At 68.5% G+C, this 17,237-nt stretch carries 14 protein-coding genes and 1 pseudogene; 11 read left to right on the forward strand and 4 right to left on the reverse strand.

Going from position 1 to position 17,237, the window contains the following annotated elements; translation table 11 throughout:
* Nucleotides 1-68 precede the first annotated feature (68 nt).
* Entirely contained in the window at nucleotides 69-1,769 is a 1,701-nt protein-coding gene (locus tag ACK4S9_RS09915; RefSeq protein ID WP_409724861.1) for an isovaleryl-CoA dehydrogenase, read from the reverse strand.
* A gap of 343 nt (nucleotides 1,770-2,112) precedes the next feature.
* Between ACK4S9_RS09915 and ACK4S9_RS09920 the strand changes: the two genes are divergently transcribed.
* Together ACK4S9_RS09920 and ACK4S9_RS09925 are read left to right on the forward strand one after the other, a co-directional pair.
* Entirely contained in the window at nucleotides 2,113-3,846 is a 1,734-nt protein-coding gene (locus tag ACK4S9_RS09920; RefSeq protein ID WP_409724863.1) for a putative bifunctional diguanylate cyclase/phosphodiesterase, read from the forward strand.
* Nucleotides 3,843-5,336, forward strand: a complete 1,494-nt coding sequence (locus ACK4S9_RS09925) for an HDOD domain-containing protein (protein WP_409724865.1) — start codon at nucleotides 3,843-3,845, stop codon at nucleotides 5,334-5,336. Before ACK4S9_RS09920 ends, ACK4S9_RS09925 begins: the two co-directional genes overlap by 4 nt.
* A gap of 182 nt (nucleotides 5,337-5,518) precedes the next feature.
* Here ACK4S9_RS09925 and aroC read toward each other — a convergent pair whose 3' ends face one another.
* Nucleotides 5,519-6,613: a chorismate synthase gene (gene aroC / locus ACK4S9_RS09930; RefSeq protein WP_409724867.1), complete on the reverse strand. Its 1,095-nt coding sequence runs from the start codon at nucleotides 6,611-6,613 to the stop codon at nucleotides 5,519-5,521.
* 227 nt (nucleotides 6,614-6,840) lie between these two features.
* On the opposite strand from aroC, the gene ACK4S9_RS09935 reads away from it, so the two are divergent.
* Nucleotides 6,841-9,108 carry an EAL domain-containing protein gene (locus ACK4S9_RS09935; protein ID WP_409724870.1) on the forward strand — a complete coding sequence of 756 codons (2,268 nt, stop codon included), beginning with the start codon at nucleotides 6,841-6,843 and terminating at the stop codon, nucleotides 9,106-9,108.
* 123 nt (nucleotides 9,109-9,231) lie between these two features.
* On the opposite strand, the gene ACK4S9_RS09940 is transcribed toward ACK4S9_RS09935, so the two are convergent.
* The gene (locus tag ACK4S9_RS09940; RefSeq protein WP_409724873.1) at nucleotides 9,232-9,684 is read right to left on the reverse strand and encodes a CBS domain-containing protein; all 453 of its coding nucleotides are present in this window, start codon (nucleotides 9,682-9,684) and stop codon (nucleotides 9,232-9,234) included.
* 180 nt (nucleotides 9,685-9,864) lie between these two features.
* Here ACK4S9_RS09940 and ACK4S9_RS09945 point away from each other — a divergent pair, with 180 nt between their 5' ends.
* The 3 genes from ACK4S9_RS09945 to ACK4S9_RS09955 are packed head-to-tail and all read left to right on the forward strand — an operon-like array spanning nucleotide 9,865 to nucleotide 12,312.
* The gene (locus ACK4S9_RS09945; protein ID WP_409724876.1) at nucleotides 9,865-11,175 is read left to right on the forward strand and encodes an O-acetylhomoserine aminocarboxypropyltransferase; all 1,311 of its coding nucleotides are present in this window, start codon (nucleotides 9,865-9,867) and stop codon (nucleotides 11,173-11,175) included.
* A gap of 1 nt (nucleotide 11,176) precedes the next feature.
* On the forward strand, nucleotides 11,177-12,010 hold the full coding sequence (locus ACK4S9_RS09950; RefSeq protein WP_409724878.1) for an alpha/beta fold hydrolase: 834 nt from the start codon (nucleotides 11,177-11,179) through the stop codon (nucleotides 12,008-12,010).
* Nucleotides 12,007-12,312, forward strand: a complete 306-nt coding sequence (locus ACK4S9_RS09955; protein ID WP_409724881.1) for an Mpo1-like protein — start codon at nucleotides 12,007-12,009, stop codon at nucleotides 12,310-12,312. The genes ACK4S9_RS09950 and ACK4S9_RS09955 overlap by 4 nt, the downstream gene beginning before the upstream one ends.
* A gap of 12 nt (nucleotides 12,313-12,324) precedes the next feature.
* On the opposite strand, the gene ACK4S9_RS09960 is transcribed toward ACK4S9_RS09955, so the two are convergent.
* A complete protein-coding gene (locus ACK4S9_RS09960) occupies nucleotides 12,325-13,683 on the reverse strand; it encodes a YihY family inner membrane protein (RefSeq protein WP_409724884.1) in 1,359 nt (452 codons plus the stop codon).
* Nucleotides 13,684-13,757: 74 nt separating this feature from the next.
* On the opposite strand from ACK4S9_RS09960, the gene wrbA reads away from it, so the two are divergent.
* The 5 genes and pseudogenes from wrbA to ACK4S9_RS09985 all read left to right on the forward strand — a co-directional run.
* The gene (wrbA, locus tag ACK4S9_RS09965; protein ID WP_409724887.1) at nucleotides 13,758-14,378 is read left to right on the forward strand and encodes an NAD(P)H:quinone oxidoreductase; all 621 of its coding nucleotides are present in this window, start codon (nucleotides 13,758-13,760) and stop codon (nucleotides 14,376-14,378) included.
* Nucleotides 14,375-14,776, forward strand: coding sequence for a DUF2069 domain-containing protein (locus tag ACK4S9_RS09970; RefSeq protein WP_409724890.1), 402 nt, complete (start codon nucleotides 14,375-14,377; stop codon nucleotides 14,774-14,776). Before wrbA ends, ACK4S9_RS09970 begins: the two co-directional genes overlap by 4 nt.
* Nucleotides 14,769-16,205 (forward strand): FAD-binding oxidoreductase, encoded by a 1,437-nt coding sequence (locus ACK4S9_RS09975; RefSeq protein ID WP_409724892.1) that lies wholly within the window; start codon nucleotides 14,769-14,771, stop codon nucleotides 16,203-16,205. The genes ACK4S9_RS09970 and ACK4S9_RS09975 overlap by 8 nt, the downstream gene beginning before the upstream one ends.
* 14 nt (nucleotides 16,206-16,219) lie before the next feature.
* Nucleotides 16,220-16,648 carry a DUF4124 domain-containing protein gene (locus tag ACK4S9_RS09980; RefSeq protein ID WP_409724895.1) on the forward strand — a complete coding sequence of 143 codons (429 nt, stop codon included), beginning with the start codon at nucleotides 16,220-16,222 and terminating at the stop codon, nucleotides 16,646-16,648.
* A pseudogene (locus tag ACK4S9_RS09985) lies at nucleotides 16,636-17,237 on the forward strand (ABC transporter permease); the annotation flags it as partial. The gene ACK4S9_RS09980 and the pseudogene ACK4S9_RS09985, both read left to right, overlap by 13 nt.

Raw genomic sequence — 17,237 nt, forward strand, 5'->3', positions numbered from 1 at the left:
CCTTCTTTTCTGCACATTTCGACAAGTACGCGCAGCCGTGCACGCAGCCGCGCGCGTTTTCCCCGTCTTTACTGCGGCGCCAGCGCCCGCGCCAGGATCGCCGCGCAGTCGCTGGCGGCCGGCAGCCGTCCGAAGGCGCCGCCCGGCTCGCGCGCGATGCGCGAGGCCACGAAGGCCTCCGACACGTAGCCCGGCGCATGGCGCAGCAGCAGCGCGGCCTGCACCGCCAGCACCAGGCGCTCGGCCAGGCGGCGCGCGCCGCCCTCGTCCTGGACCAGGGCCGGCAGTTCGTCGAGCAGCCGGGCCGTGTACTGGCCGAAGCGCGCATCGAGATTGGCTGCCGGTTCCAGCTCGGCGGCCAGGGCCGCGCGCGCCTCCGGCAAGGACTTGCCGAGCGCGCGCAGCACGTCCAGGCACATGACGTTGCCCGAGCCTTCCCAGATCGAGTTGACCGGGAATTCCCGGTACAGGCGCGCCAGCGGCCCGTCCTCGACGTAGCCGTTGCCGCCCATGACCTCCATGGCCTCGGCCCCGAAGGCGGGGCCGCGCTTGCAGATCCAGTACTTGCCGGCCGGGGTCAGGATGCGCCCCAGCAGGGCCTGCGACGGATCGGCGCCCTGGTCGACACAGCGCGCCAGGCGCAGCGCGAACGCGGTGGCGGCTTCGGATTCGAGCGCGAGGTCAGCCAGCACGTTCTGCATCAGGGGCTGCTCGCTGAGAAGGCGCCCGAAGGCGCTGCGCCCGCGCGCGTGGTGCAGCGCATGGCACAGCGCCGCGCGCATGATGCCGGCGCTGCCGAGCACGCAATCGAGCCGGGTGTAGCCGCCCATCTCGAGGATGGTGGGGATGCCGCGCCCCGGGGCGCCGACCATCCACCCGACCGCGTCCTGGAATTCCACTTCCGATGAGGCGTTCGAGCGGTTGCCCAGCTTGTCCTTCAGGCGCTGCACACGGATCGCGTTGCGGCTGCCGTCCGGTAGAAAGCGCGGCACGAAGAAGCAGCTCGGGTGGTCCGCCGCCCCGGCGGCACTCCCGCCATCGCCGGTCTGGGCCAGGATCAGGTGGGCGTCGGACTGCGGCACCGAGAAGAACCATTTGTGGCCGACGATGCGCCAGGCGCCCTCGCCCTCGGGGCCGAAGCGCTCGCTGGCCTCGCCCGGGAGCATCGGCGCGGCGCGGGTGGTATTGGCGCGCACGTCGCTGCCGCCCTGCTTCTCGGTCATGCCCATGCCGACCAGCGCGCCGCGCTTGCGCGCCACCGGCAGCGCGCGCGGATCGTAGTCGTTCGACAGGATCTTCGGCAGCCAGGTGGCCGCAAGCCGGGGCACGCGGCGCAGGGCCGGCACCGAGGCGAAGGTCATGGTCACCGGGCACTGGACGCCGTTCTCCACCTGGCCGAACAGCAGGTACTGGGCGGCGCGCGCGACCTGGGCGCCCGGACGGGCATCGACCCAGGGCGCCGAATGGGCGCCGGCGCGGATCAGGAGCGCCATCAACTGGTGCCAGGCCGGATGGAACTCGACTTCGTCGACCCGGTTGCCCATGCGGTCGTAACTCACCAGGCGCGGCCCGTTGGCGTTCGCCACGCGCGCCAGGTCGAGGATCTCGGCGCGCCCGAGTTCGGCGCCCAGGGCGTCCAGCGCGGTGCCGGCCCAGCCAGCCCCTTCGCGTTCGACCGCCTCGCGCAGGGCGGGATCGCAGCGGAACAGGTTCACGTCGGCGAACGGCGCGGCCTGGTTCAGCACGTCGTGGGTGTCGAAGGGCTTCATTTTTCGCTCTCTCTTCCGTTATAGATGGAGGATCTGCGACCAAGTGTTGCAGCCGAGCATCAACTCAGAAGACATCATCATTGAGGAATTTGCTATGGAGCAATAATCAGCGACAATAGCAGATCGATTAGCTTGCATTGACTGCAACAACGCTAACGCAAAGGACTGCCGAAGGCAAGCCTCTGCTGTAGCGCAAGGACAAACAAAACCAGACGGGCGCTTGTGATTTTTAAATGCCTTTCGGAATCTTTGGATGCTACAGTCATACCGGGTTTGGTAGACTTGCATGATTCACACGTGGCCTGTCAGCGCGTGCCAGCAACAACAAGGCAGACATCACAGAATGCACACCAGTTCCACCGCCGCCCCGTTCGAGCCGCGCAAGCAGCCTTCCCCGCTGCTCGACAGCCTGCTCGAAGCGGCCGGCGACATCGTGTTCCGCGTGACCCCCGGCGGCCAGGTGCGCGCCGCCAGTCGCCGGGCGCTGACCCTGAACGGCGTGGAAATCAAGGGTCGCCCCCTGGTGTCGCTGGCGCATGACGTCGACCAGCAGGCGCTGAAGAACGCCCTCCTCGCCGCTGCCGCCAGCGGCAATCCGGCGCTGGTCGAAGCGCGCTTTCGCTGCAAGGAACGCGACATCTGGTTCGAACTGCGCATCGCCACGATCGCGTCCGGCGACGATGCCCCCTTGCTCGTGATCGGCCGCGACATGTCGGCCCAGCACGCCACCGAGGAACGCCTGCGCCACATGGCGACCCACGACTCGCTCACCGAACTGCCGAACCGGGTGCTGCTGTCGGACCGCATCCGCATGGTAATCGCCAACGCGCGCCGCTCCGGCCAGGGCTTCGCCGTCGCCACCATCGGCCTGGACGGTTTCAAGAAGGTCAACGACGGACTCGGGCACGCGGTCGGCGACGCGGTGCTGCGCATGGCCGCGGCACGCCTGCGCCGCACGCTGCGCGACAGCGACACCCTGGCGCGGGTCGGCGGCGACGAGTTCGTCGCGGTGCTGCCGGGGTCCAGCAACGAGGCCCAGATCAAGCTGGTCACCGGGCGCCTGATGGCAGCGCTGCAGTCGCCCTTCGAGATCGACGGCCACACCATCTACCTGGCCGGCTCGATCGGGGTGTCGGTGTATCCCGAGCATGCCGAGGACGAAGTGCGGCTCGTGACCCTGGCCGACACCGCCATGTCGCGCGCCAAGGAGACCGGCAAGGCCCGCACCGTCACCTACAGCGCGCGCGACCAGGGCCCGCCCGAGCACGACATCTCGCTCGAGGCCGCGATGTTCAATGCCGTGCGCGAGGGCGAATTCCAGCTCTACTACCAGCCGATCGTCGATACCCGCAACCGCACCATCGAAGGCTTCGAGACCCTGATGCGCTGGAAGCACCCGAGCCTCGGCATGGTGCCCCCGGGCCGCTTCATCCCGATCGCCGAAACCAACGGCCTGATCAACCTGCTCGGCGCCTGGGCATTGAAGGCGGCCTGCATGCAGATCCGCCAGTTCGAGGAAGCGGCCGGCCGCGCGCTCTACATCTCGGTCAACATCAGCCCGCGCCAGTTCAGGAACGACAAGTTCCTCACCGTGCTGGACGATGCGCTGGCCCTGTCCGGCACGCCGGGAAGCAAGCTGGTGCTCGAGATCACCGAGGGCACGCTGATGGTCGATCCGGTGCATGCCGAGTCGGTGCTGGCCAGGATGGCCGAACGCGGCGCGCGCATCGCGATCGACGACTTCGGCACCGGCTATTCGAGCCTGGCCTACCTGAAGCGCTTCCCGATCTCGGTCCTGAAGGTCGACCGCGCTTTCGTCAAGGACCTGCCGGGCGCCGAGAAGGACGCGGCGATCTGCAACGCGGTGCTCGACCTGGCCAAGCACCTCGACCTGTCGGTGGTGGCCGAAGGGGTCGAGACCGAAGCGCAGCTGGCCTGGCTGGACGCCCTGGGCTGCCAGTACGTGCAAGGCTACCTGACCGGCAAGCCGATGCCGGCCCACGTGGCCCTGACGGCCCTGAAAGAAAACCTCTACACCGAATTACTGCCGCACGATTTCCGGGCGATCCGACCATGACCCAACTCTCCGACACCCCGCGCTCGCCCAGGGCCGAAGCCACCCTTTCCCTGCTGTGGGAACGCATCCGCAGGCAGGGCGACATGCCGGGCTTCACCAAGGCCATCAACGCCATCCTGGCCTCCATGCGCGGCGAGGACGAGCGCGAGTTCTCGATGACCCAGACGGTGCTGTCGGACCCGGTCCTGACCCAGAAGGTGCTGCGCCTGGCGAACAGCGGCATGTACTCGGCCTTCGGCCAGCGCATCAACACGGTGTCGAAAGCGGTGCTGGTGCTCGGGACCGAGGCCATCGGGCACCTGGCGCTGGGCCTGAAGCTGATCGAGGAACTGGCCAAGTCCACCCCCGACACCGAGACCGCCCACATCGAGATGGAAAAGGCGGTGCTGGCCGGCATGGTGGCCCAGCAGGTGGCCGCCAGCGCGGTCTCGCGCGACCCCGAGGAGGCCGTGGTGTGCTCGATCCTGCATTCGCTGGGCCGCATGATGGTCACCTTCTACATGCCGGAGCGCTGGGCCCAGTTGCGCGAGGCGGGCGGCGCCGGCCGCGAGGAACTGGCGGCCGAAACCTTGCTCGGCCTGTCGCTGGAAGAGGTCGGCCGCGCCACCGCCGAACACTGGGGCCTGCCGCGCAACCTGGTCGCGGGCATGCGCCGCGTCGAACCGGGCGAGCGCGGAGAAGGCTTCGGCCATGACGACTGGCTGGCCGCGCTCGGCACCATGTCGACCCGGGCCGCCGACGCCCTGTGGCACGACGACGAAGCCGCGGCGAGCCGCGTGAGCGCCCTGGCCGAGAGCTTCGCCCCGATGCTCGGCGTGGAAGCGACCGGCCTGCTGAGCGCGATCGACAAGGCGCGCGAAACCGCCGCCTCGGACCTGACCATCGCCCCGCTCGCCAAGCCGGCCGAGAAGCGCGCGAAACTGGCGGCCGCGACCCGCAAGCGCATGGCCGGCAACAAGGTATTGATGAGCGGCGTGGCCGACATGCGCGACGCCGGCGTGAACGCGACGCCCGGCCAGATGATGTCGATGGCCCTGGAGACCATCCACAAGGGCCTGTCCTTCACCCGCTCGTTCGCTTTCTTGCGCAACCGCCGCGAGGGCCGCTACTGCGCGCGCCTGGGCCTGGGCGAAGGCAGCAAGGCACAGCTAGCCAACCTGGCCTTCGACGACGCCTACGAGCCGAACGTGTTCCATGCGGCGCTGGGAAGCGACCGCGTGATCTTCATCGAGAACGCCCAGGACCCCAAGTTCGCGGCCAAGCTGCCGGGCTGGTGGAAAGGCACCCTGAGCGAGGCGCGCTGCTTCGTCGTGATCCCGCTGTGCGCCCACGGACAGCCCGCCGGCTTCATCTACGGCGAGTGGGACGACAGCTTCCCGCAGGTGGTGCTGAGCCAGACCGAGTTCTCGCTGCTCAACGACCTGCGCGGCCTGGTGGTGCGCACGGTGGAGCGGCGCCACCAGGTGGAGGCGGTGGCGACCCGGGTGTGAGTTCGCTCCCACCGTGTCGTCCGCCTAGCTTGAAGACCGTCGTTCCGGCGCAGGCCGGAACCCAAGTCTGTTGAGTTGTGGTGGCGGAACGAACCTGGATCCCGGCCTGCGCCGGGATGACGTTGGATATGCTGGAGACTTCTTGAGCGGCGCGGCTTCGACGAAGCCGCGCACCAGCCTGATCAACCCAGCTTCGGCGTGCCCACGCTCACGTCCCCGCATTGCGCCCGGTGCATCAGCGCATGGTCGATCAGCACCAGCGCCAGCATCGCCTCGGCGATCGGCGTCGCGCGAATCCCCACGCAAGGGTCGTGGCGGCCGAAGGTCTCGACCATGACCGGCTTGCCGTCCTTGTCGATCGAACGGCGCGGCGTGCGGATCGACGAGGTCGGCTTGATCGCGATCGAGACCGTGATGTCCTGGCCGGTCGAGATCCCGCCCAGCACCCCGCCGGCGTTGTTGCCGACAAAACCATCCGGCGTCAGCTCGTCGCCATGCTCCGAGCCCTTCTGCGCCACCGAGGCGAAACCCGCGCCGATCTCCACGCCCTTGACCGCATTGATCCCCATCATCGCGTAGGCGATGTCTGCGTCGAGCTTGTCGTAGATTGGCTGGCCCCAGCCCACCGGCACGCCGCGCGCCACCACGTCGATGCGCGCGCCGATCGAGTCGCCGGCGCGGCGCAGTTCGTCCATCGCCGCTTCCATGCGGGCCAACAGGTCGGCGTCCGCGGTCGCGGCGAAGAAGGGATTCGCATGCACGTGCTCGAAGGACTCGAAGGGCACGGCGATGTCGCCCAACTGGGTCATGCAGCCGAAGAATTCGGTGCCGTGGCGTTCGCGCAGCCACTTCTTCGCCACCGCGCCGGCGCCGACGATCGGGGCGGTCAGGCGCGCCGAGGAGCGGCCGCCGCCGCGCGGGTCGCGCACGCCGTACTTGTGCCAATAGGTGTAGTCGGCATGGCCGGGGCGGAAAGTCTCGGTGATGTTGCCGTAGTCCTTGCTGCGCTGGTCTTCGTTGGGAATCAGGAGGGCGATCGGGGTGCCGGTGGTCACGCCCTGGTAGACGCCCGACAGGATCTGCACCCGGTCGGCCTCCTGGCGCTGCGTCACGTGGCGTGAGGTGCCGGGCTTGCGACGGTCGAGCTCGGGCTGGATGTCGGCTTCGGAGAGCGCCATGCCGGGCGGGCAGCCGTCGATGACGCAGCCGATGGCCGGGCCATGCGACTCGCCAAAAGTGGTAACGGAGAACAGCTTGCCGAAGGAGTTGCCGGACATGGTGGGTCTGTTTTCAAATTGGTGGGTTTGTCATTCTACCAGCATGGCGGCGGCAAGTCAGAAGACCCCCACGGCGCCGCTGCGGCCCGCAATTCTCTCCCTTTAGCGGGAGAAGAGTTGCCGTATGGATACATATTTACCCGCCAAGCCCCCTCGAAGGCTTCCCTGTTAGCAATTGCATATATACTGAGGGCATCAAAAAGACCAGCCAACTGGAGATGTAGCGCATGTCTGCCCCGATGCCGCCCTTAGGCACCTTGACGCACACGAGCGGCGACCGAGACGACCTGGTCTTCGCCGAGGAGGCCGACCTGTCCCCGCCCCCACCCATTCGCCCCGCGTGGCGCATCCTGGTCGTGGACGACGACGCCGACGTGCATTCGACCACCACCTTCGCCCTGAAGAACGTCGAGATGCAGGGCCGTCCGCTGGAATTCCTGCACGCCCATTCAGCGCGCGAAGCGCGCGCCATCCTCGAATGCCAGCCGGACATCGCCGTGGTCCTGCTCGACGTGGTGATGGAACGTCCCGATGCCGGCCTGCAACTGGTACGCCAGATCCGCGAGGACCTGGGCATGATCGAAGTGCGCATCATCCTGCGCACCGGCCAGCCCGGATACGCACCCGAGATCGACGCGATCCGCGGTTACGACATCAACGACTACCGCACCAAGTCCGAACTCACCCGCACCAAGCTGTACACCGCGGTGGCCGCCGCGGTCCGTTCCTACCAGCAGTTGCGCGCGCTCGAAGCCGGCCGCGCAGGCCTGGAACACATCGTCTCGGCCGGCGCCTCCCTGATGTCCCTGCACGGCGTGGTCGATGTGGCCCAGGGCGTGCTGCGCCAGGCCGCCACCCTGCTCGGGCAGGACGCCGCCGGCGTGCTGTGCGTGCGCGAAAGCGGCCAGGGCCGGCCCGACATCCTGCACGTGGTGGCGGCGGCGGGCGACCATGCAGGGCTCGAGGGCCGCGAACTGAGTCCGCAGCGCTACCCGAGGCTGGCCGACGTGGCCGGCCGCACCCTGGGCGCGCGCGCCGGCCTCGCGGCCGACGGCTGGCTGACCCTGCATTTTCCCGGCAAGGCCGGCCGCGACTTCGCCGCCTGCATCCCCTTCGAACGCCAGGTCGGCGAGATGGAGCGCCGCCTGCTCGACGTGTTCGCCAGCGTGGTGGCCGTCGGCCTGGACAACGTCGAACTGGTCACGCACCTGAACCAGGCAGCGTTCCGCGACCAGCTGACCGGCCTGCCGAACCGCACCCGCCTGGTCGAGCTGATCGACGCCCTGCTCGCGGGCCCGCGGCGCAGCGCCTGCACGCTGGCCCTCGTCGACCTCGACCATTTTGCCGAGACCAACGACGCGCTGGGCCACCATTTCGGCGACCTGCTGCTGGCGGCGGTCGGCAAGCGCCTCAAGTCGCAACTCGTCCCGCAACTGGAGATCGCCCGCATTGGCGGTGACATCTTCTGCGTGCTGGGCGATGCCGCCGCGGTGCAGCCGGCCGCGATCCAGGCGCTGTTCCGGGTGCCCTTCCACATCGACGGCCAGGACGTGCAGGTATCGGCGACGCTTGGCCTGGTCCGTTTGTCGGAGCACGACGGCACCGGCGCCGACGCGCTCAAGGATGCCGACATCGCGCTCAAGCGCGCCAAGTCGCAGCAGCGCGCCGGACACTTCTACTTTTCTCGAAGCATGGGCGTCGAGATCCGCGAACGCGTGCGCATGATGCACGCCCTGCGCAGCGGCTTCCAGCGCGGCGAACTGTTCCTGGCCTACCAGCCGCAGGTCGACCTGGCCAGCAACCGCCCCTTCGGCGCCGAGGCGCTGCTGCGCTGGCGCACCGAGGACGGGCGCATGGTGGGACCGGACCGCTTCATCCCGATCGCCGAATACTCGGGCCTGATCGTCGACATCGGCGAATGGGTGCTGCGCCAGGCCCTGCTCGAGCTGGTGCGCCTGCGCGCCAGCGGGCATCTGGACTTCACGATGTCGGTGAACGTCTCGCAGGTGCAGTTCCGCCATCCGCAGTTCGTGGAGATGCTGCGCCGCGCGCTGGACACGACCGGCGCGCCGCCCGAGTTCGTGGAACTGGAGATCACCGAATCGATGGCCATGGAAGAGCCGGCGCTGCTGGTGGAAAAGCTGGCGCAGGTCAAGCGCACCGGCGTGTCGATCGCGATCGACGACTTCGGCACCGGCTTCTCGTCGCTGTCGCACCTGCAGCGCCTGCAGGTGGACCGCCTGAAGATCGACCGCACCTTCGTCACCGAAATCACCGGATCGGCGCGCGGCAGCAGCATTGCGGAAATGGTGATCCAACTGGGCCGCAACCTGGGTCTGTCGGTGGTCGCGGAAGGGGTCGAGGACGAACGCCAGGCGCACATCCTGCGCACGCTGGGCTGCCCGCTGGCGCAGGGCTTCCTGTTCGCGCGGCCGCTGTCGCCGGAGGCGCTGCAGGAGTGGCTGGGGAACCAGGCATTGATCGCGGCGGCGTAATTCGCGCTGCCGCGATCGTGTAGGTGCACGGCGATGCCGTGCACGCGCTCAGCTCCGTGAAGTGCAGTGACGGCTCATCCGGAAGTTGAACGCGCGGACGGCGAAGCCGTCCTCCCTACGACATCAATCCTCCGCGGCCTGCTCGGCCGGCCAGTCGCGGATATACGCCTTGAGCATGCGGTTTTCGAAGCTCTGCGCTTCCAGCACCGCCTTGGCCACGTCGTAGAACGAGATCACGCCCAGCAGGGTGCGGGCATTCATCACCGGCAGGTAGCGCGCATGCTTTTCCAGCATGATGCGGCGCACTTCGTTGACTTCGGTATCCGGCGTCACGGTGATCGGGCTGTCGTCCATCACCTTGCGCACGGTGCCGTTGCCGAGGGCCCCGCCCTGCGCGTGCAGTTCCTTGATCACTTCGCGGAAGGTCAGCATGCCGACCAGGTCGCCGTACTCCATGACGACCAGCGAGCCGATGTCCCGTTCGGCCATCGTCGCGGCGGCCTGCACCAGCGGCATGTCGGGCGTGACGGTATAGAGGATTTCGCCTTTGACCTGCAGGATCTCGGAGACTTTCATGGTAGCCACCCCGTCCGGTTGGTTTGTAATCGAAGCAATATTTGTATAACTCATAACTTGACTGTAGCCGATGCCCGCCAAAAAATCCAGCGCTGCACCAATTTAGGGAAGAGCAATGTTGCGCAAGCATAAATCAATGCTAGGATGCCCGCCATCTCCTTACCTGGAAGCGTCAACACCATGAGCGGTCCCCAGTACCCCGGCTTCGATACGCTGGCCCTGCATGCCGGCAGCGCCCCCGACCCGAGCACCGGCGCGCGCGCCACGCCGATCCATTTCACGTCCTCGTTCGCGTTTCGCGATTCGGATCATGCGGCGTCCCTGTTCAACATGGAGCGCGCCGGCCACGTCTATTCGCGCATCTCGAACCCGACCAACGCGGTGCTGGAAGAGCGCATCGCCGCACTCGAGGGCGGCGTGGCCGGCATCGCCACCGCCAGCGGCCAGGCCGCGCTGCACCTGGGTCTGGTCACCATCGCCGGCGCCGGCGCGCACATCGTGGCATCAAACGCCCTGTACGGCGGCTCGCACAACCTGCTGCACTACACGCTGCGCCGCTTCGGCGTCGAGACCACCTTCGTGGACCCGCGCGACCTGGACGCCTGGCGCGCCGCGATCCGCCCGACCACCAAGCTGCTGTTCGGCGAGACCCTCGGCAACCCGGGCCTGGACGTGCTCGACATCCCGGCAGTGGCCGGCATCGCGCACGAGCACGGCCTGCCGCTGATGGTGGACGCGACCTTTACCACGCCGTACCTGGAGCGTCCGTTCGAACTGGGCGCCGACCTGCTGTTCCATTCGGCCACCAAGTTCCTGTGCGGCCACGGCACCGCCATTGGCGGCTTGCTGGTCGATGGCGGCACCTTCGACTGGGACGCCGCCCATGCGCGAAGCGGGCGCTTTCCGGAATTGTGCGAGCCCTACGAGGGCTTTCACGGCATGGTGTTCGCGGAAGAGTCGACGGTCGCCCCCTTCGCCCTGCGCGCGCGGCGCGAAGGCCTGCGCGACTTCGGCGCGGCCATGAGCCCGCACAATGCCTTCGCCATCCTGCAAGGCATCGAAACCCTGGGCCTGCGCATGGACCGCCACGTGGCCAATACGCGGCGCGTGGTGGAATTCCTGCTGTCGCATCCGGCGGTGGAATCGGTGTCCTACCCGGAACTGGAATCGCATCCGGACTACGCCCTGGCCCAGCGCCTGCTGCCGAAAGGCTGCGGCGCCGTCTTCACCTTCCAGCTCAAGGGCGACCGCGCGGCCGGACGGCGCTTCGCCGACAGCCTGCAGGTGTTCTCGCACCTGGCCAACGTGGGCGACGCGAAATCCCTGGTCATCCACCCGGCCTCGACCACGCACTTCCGGGTGCCGGCCGAGCAGCTGGCCGCCTCCGGCATTACCGAAGGCACGATGCGCCTGTCTGTCGGCCTCGAAGACCCGGACGACCTGATCGACGACCTGAAGCGGGCCCTGAAACTGGCCCAGAAGGGAGCCTGAGATGCAATTTGACATCAACGGCGCTGGCGCCTACGCCTACACCGGCGGGAAGGCCTTCGATGCGGCGCTTCCCAGCATCGTGCTGATCCATGGCGCCCAGAACGACCATTCGGTCTGGGCCCTGCAGAGCCGCTACCTGGCGCACCACGGCTACGCGGTGCTGGCGGTCGACCTGCCGGGCCACGGGCGCAGCAGCGGCCCGGCCCTGGACAAGGTGGAAGCGATGGCCGACTGGATCCTGGCGCTCCTGGACGCGGCCGGCGTCGAGCGCGCGCTGCTGGCCGGCCACAGCATGGGCTCGCTCATCGCGCTGGAAGCCAGCCGGCGCGCGCCAGGCAGGGTGGCCGGCCTGGCCCTGCTCGGCAGCACCTACCCGATGAAGGTCTCCGACACCCTGCTCGAGAGCGCGCGCACGGACGAGGCGGCGGCCATCGACATGGTCAACATCTGGTCGCACTCGTCGATCGCGCACAAGCCGTCCTGCCCCGGTCCCGGCTTCTCGGTGATGGGCGGCGCGCGGCGCCTGATGCAGCGCATGTCGGCGCGCAATCCCGCGCAGCTGTTCTACACCGATTTTGCCGCCTGCAACGCTTACGCGCAGGGCGAAGCCGCCGCCGGCGCCGTGCGCTGCCCTACCCTGTTCGTATTCGGCAAGAAGGACGTAATGACGCCACCCCGGTCGACGTCACTGCTGACCGGCGCCATCAAGCATGGCAGAATCGTCAAGGTGGACGCCGGCCACCAGATGATGGCCGAATCGCCCGACGCGGTGCTCGACGCCCTGGCGGGCTTCGCCGCGACCATCCCCTACCAGGACAGCCAGGAGACGCCATGACGGCCCGTTTCGCCAGCTTCGCGGAATTCTATCCCTACTACCTGACCCAGCACGCCGACCGGCGCTGCCGCCGCGCCCACTTCATCGGCACCTCGTCGGCGATCGCCTCGATCGCCCAGTACATCGACAGCCTGAACGCCTGGTGGCTGCTGTTCGCGCTCGTCAGCGGCTACGGCGGTGCCTGGATCGGCCACTTCTTCTACGAGAAGAACAAGCCGGCCTCGTTTTCCCAGCCCTGGTTCTCGTTCCGCGCCGACTGGGTGATGTACTGGCAGATGCTCACTGGCAAACTGAGCTGGTAAGCTCCGGACGCGTCAAGCCGTGCGCTGCGCGGCCGCGAAGTGCGCGGCCAGGCTCTGTTCCAGCCCGCCTTCCACTGCCGCCTCCACCTGGCGCGCCAGCGCGGCCGTGTCGAGCGCGAGCGGCGTGGCCGGCGCCGGCTCTGCGGCCTGGGGCGCATCGAAGACGAACAGGCGGTAGACGTCGGCCAGCCGCAGCTTGCCGGGGTCGGCCAGCAGCACCCAGTTGTCGGCCTGCTCGGGGGTGGCGCGGCCCCAGCGCGCGCCGGGCGGCAACTCGTCCTGCACCCGTCCGACCCAGCCGGCCGCCACCATCTTCTCGAGCAGCATCGACATCTCGTCGTAGCCGATGCGGGTATGTGTCCGGATCGCCGCGCCGGGCACCAGCGCCGTCCCGGTCAGCGCCGCGCTGCCGTGCAGCACCTTGAGCAGCGCCATCGCGTCCACGAAAGCGCTGCCCGGCGCCGGCTGGTGCTTCCAGCGTTCGTACTTCACCACCGGCAAGGCGGCGGCCAGCACGGCGCCGACCAGGGTGATCAGCCAGGACAGGTAGATCCAGATCAGGAACAGCGGCAGCGCCGCCAGGGCGCCGTAGATGATGGCGTAGGTCGGGAACCGGCTGATGAACAGGGCGAAGCCGCGCTTGGCCAGTTCGAAGGCGATCGCCGCGGCCAACCCGCCCCACAGGGCGTCGCGCCAATGGACCCGGCGGTTCGGCACCGCCATGTAGAGCAGCATGTAGGCGCCGGCGCTCAGGGCCACCGACACGATGGTGTAGAACAGTGCGCCCAGGAAAGGAAAGGAAGCGACCAGTCCGCTGGTGGCGGTAAACAGCTGGGAAGTGGCGCTGAGCGACAGGCCGATCAGGATCGGCCCGAGCGTGATGATGGCCCAGTAGACCGGGATCCGCTGCGACCATGGCCGCGGGCGGCGCACGCCCCAGATCTGGTTGAAGGCCCGCTCGATCATGCCCATCATCGTGGTCGTCGTCAGCAGCAGCAGCGCCGCGCCGAGCAGGGACAGGCCCTTGGCCTTGCTGGCGAACTGGGTCAGGTTGGCGCTGATCGTGTTGGCGATGGCCTTGGGCATCAGGGTCTGCACGAACCAGGTGTCGAGCGCCATGCGCAACTGATCGAAGACCGGAAAGATGGTCAGGATCGCCAGTACGATGGTGAGCAGGGGCACCAGCGCGAGCGTGGTCGTGAAGGTCAGGCTGCCTGCAACCTGCGGCAATTTTTCTTCGCGCAGGCGGCGCTGGGCGAAGCGCAGCAGGTCGCCGGCCTCGAGGAGCGTCAGGCCGCGCGCGCGCTCGCCACCATTGGCCAGCAGCTCGCCGGTGCCGCGCGACAGGGAGTGAATGGTTTTGGAAAGCATCAGGTCTGGAACATGGATTTCAATTCGCCCCGGATAAGCATGTCATTTGAGCAAAGCGCCCTATAATACCAACGATGAAGCCGACCCTGACCCCGAACCTGACCATTCTCGTGTTGTACTACTCGCGCCACGGCGCCACCCGCAAGCTGGCCGAACTGGTCGCCCAGGGCATCGAGAGCGTGCCCGGGCTCGAGGCGCGCCTGCGCACCGTGCCCGCCGTGTCCACCGTGGCCGAGGCCACCGCGCCCGACATCCCGAGCGAAGGCGCCCCCTACGTCGAGCTGGACGACCTGCGCGAATGCGCCGGGCTGGCGCTCGGCTCGCCGACCCGCTTCGGCAACATGGCATCAAGCGTCAAGTATTTCCTCGACGGCACCGCCGCCGACTGGGTCAACGGCACGCTGTCGGGCAAGCCGGCGGTCGTCTTCACCTCCACCGGCAGCCTACACGGCGGCCAGGAATCGACCCTGCTGTCGATGATGCTTCCCTTGCTGCACCACGGCATGCTGGTGATGGGCCTGCCCTACTCGCATCCTGAACTCATGAATACCGCCAGCGGCGGCAGCCCCTACGGGGCCTCGCACTGGGCCGGCGCCGACGGCAAGCGCGCCCTGACCGAGGACGAGCGCGTGCTCGCGATCGCGCTCGGGAAACGCCTGGCCCACGCGGCGGTCAAACTCCACGGAATGCAATGATGGATACCGCAAAAGTCTTTCATGCCGGCGCAATCGCGAGCCTGATCTGGCTGATCGGCTGGCTCGTGGCCTGGGAAGTGTTCGTCGCACCGCTGCACCCGGGCGGCTCGCTCCTTGCGCTCAAGGCGCTGCCCCTGCTGCTGCCTTTGCGCGGGGTGATCAAGCGCGATCTCTACACCCTGCAATGGTCGTCGATGGTCATCCTCGTGTATTTCGCCGAAGGCGTGGTGCGGGCCTGGGCCGACACCTCGGAAGCCTCGCGCGCCATGGCGGTCGGCGAGATCGTGCTGGTGGTGGTCTACTACGCCTGCGCGCTGCTGTTCCTGCATCCCTACAAGAAAGAAGCCAAGCGCCTGGCCAAGGAACTGCTCGACAAGGTCAAAGTGCCGCATGACTGAAGCACAGCCAGCCGGCGCCGGACCGGCCGGGTTGGCCGCCGCGCTCGGCGCCATCGTCGGCGACGCCAACCTGGTCACGGACCCCGGCGCGATGGCGCCCTTCCTCGAAGACTGGCGCGGCCGCTTCACCGGGCGCGCGCGCGCCGTCGTGCTCCCCGCCGATACCGCCGAGGTGGCGCAGGTCGTGGCCGCCTGCGCCGCGGCGCGCGTGCCGATCGTGCCCCAGGGCGGACGCACCGGGCTGGTGCTCGGCAGCGTTCCCGACGCCAGCGGCAGCGCGGTCGTGCTGTCGCTGCGGCGCCTGAACCGCATCCGCGCGGTCGATGCCGCCAACCGCACCATGACGGTCGAAGCGGGCTGCATCCTGGTCGACGTCCAGCAGGCGGCGCTGGAAGCCGGCATGCTGTTCCCGCTGTCGCTGGCGAGCGAAGGCAGCTGCACCATCGGCGGCAATCTGGCCACCAATGCCGGCGGCACCGCGGTGCTACGCTACGGCAATACCCGCGAGCTGTGCCTGGGCCTGGAAGTGGTCACCGCCCAGGGCCGGGTATGGGACGGCTTGCGCGGCCTGCGCAAGGACAACACCGGATATGCCTTGCGCGATCTCTTCATCGGCGCCGAAGGCACGCTCGGGGTCATCACCGCGGCCGTGCTCAAGCTGTACCCGCAGCCGAAGGCGGCCCTGACGGCACTGGTCGCGCTCGACTCGGCGCAGGGCGCGCTGGCGCTGCTGTCCCTGATGCAGGAACGCTGCGGCGCAGCCCTGACCGGCTTCGAGCTGATGTCCGACCTCTGCCTGCGCCTGGTGCACACCCATTTCCCGGACCTGCCCAGGCCCTTCGCCGACCACTATCCCCAGTACGCGCTGGTGGAACTGTCGAGCAACGAATCCGAAGACCATGCCGCCGGCCTGGCCGAGTCCGCGGTCGGGGCGGCGCTGGAGGGCGGCATCGCGCTGGACGCCGTGCTGGCCAGTTCGGTGAGCCAGTCGATCGGCCTGTGGAAACTGCGCGAACACATCTCGATGGCGCAGGCTGCCGCCGGCAAGAACATCAAGCACGACATCTCGCTGCCGGTGTCGCGCATTCCGGACTTCATCGTCCAGACCGACAACGCCCTGCAGGCGGCCTTTCCGGGCTGCCAGGTGGTCTGCTTCGGCCACCTCGGCGACGGCAACCTGCACTACAACGTCGCGCCACCTGGCGGCGTCGGGCACGACGCCTTCCTGGCGCACCAGGACGTGGTGAACCGCATCGTCCACGACAGCGTCGCGCGCATGCACGGTTCGATCTCGGCCGAACATGGCATCGGCGCGCTCAAGCGCGAAGAACTGGCGCGCTACAAGGACCCGGTCGAACTGGACATGATGCGTGCCCTCAAGACCGCCATGGACCCGCTCGGCATTATGAACCCTGGCAAAATCCTATGACGGGGGACATTCATATGCGCAAGCAATTTTCGACGGCGATCCTGTGCCTGGCCTCGAGCGCCGCGGCCGCCGGCACGATCTACAAATGCAGCGAAGCCGGCAAGCTCAGCTATCACGACCGGCCCTGCGGCCCGGGCGCGCAAGTCTTGAGAGTGCAGGCCGCCCCGGCGCCGGCGCCGGAGGCCGTGCAACGCCTGGCCCGCGAGCGCGCGCAGCTGCAGGAAATCGAAGAGGCACGCACGGCGCGCGAACAACAGGCTGCGCGCGAGGCGGTCCGGGCCCAACGGGCGGCGGCCGCGGTCCGGCGCCGCTGCGACAAGCTGCGCCTGCAGCACAAGTGGGCCAGCGAGGACGCACGGCGGGCCGGCCGCGACGACGCCGAACGCGCACGCACGCAGGCGCGGCGGCAGGCCGAGGCATTGGCGGTGGAATGCCCGGCCTGAGCCTTCCCACCGGCATTCTGTCGCGCTGGCTGCTGTTCGGCGAATGGCGCGCCCATCCGGTGCGGGCGCTGCTTGCCATCGCCGCCATCGCGGTCGGCGTCGCGATGGGCTTCGCCATCCACCTGATCAACGCCGCCGCCTTCAACGAATTCTCCGCCGCCGTCAAGACCCTGTCGGGCCAGGCCGACGTCCAGGTCGCCGGGCGCGAGCCCCTGATCGACGAATCCATCTACGCGGACCTGGCCACGCGGCCGCAGGTGGCGGCGGCCACGCCGGTGCTCGAATTGTCGGCCGGCTTCCCGGACGCGCAGGGTTCGTTGCGCATCGTCGGGATCGATGCCTTCCGCGCCGGCGAGATCTCGCCCGACCTCACCGGCGTGCCGCAGGAGGGCCGCATGATGGACGTGCTGGCCGACGACGCGCTGTTCCTCTCGCCGGCCGCCCAGGGCTGGCTGGGAAAACGGCCCGGCGACACCCTGGTGCTGCGCGCCGGGACCGGCGACCTGGCGCTGCGCGTGGCCGGGGCGGTCGCGCGCGCGCGCGCCCGCCCGCGCAAAGCGGTGGTGGACAACGGCGCCCAGCAGTGGCG

The organism is Massilia sp. (assembly GCF_046293535.1).
In the GTDB taxonomy this organism is placed as follows: domain Bacteria; phylum Pseudomonadota; class Gammaproteobacteria; order Burkholderiales; family Burkholderiaceae_D; genus Telluria.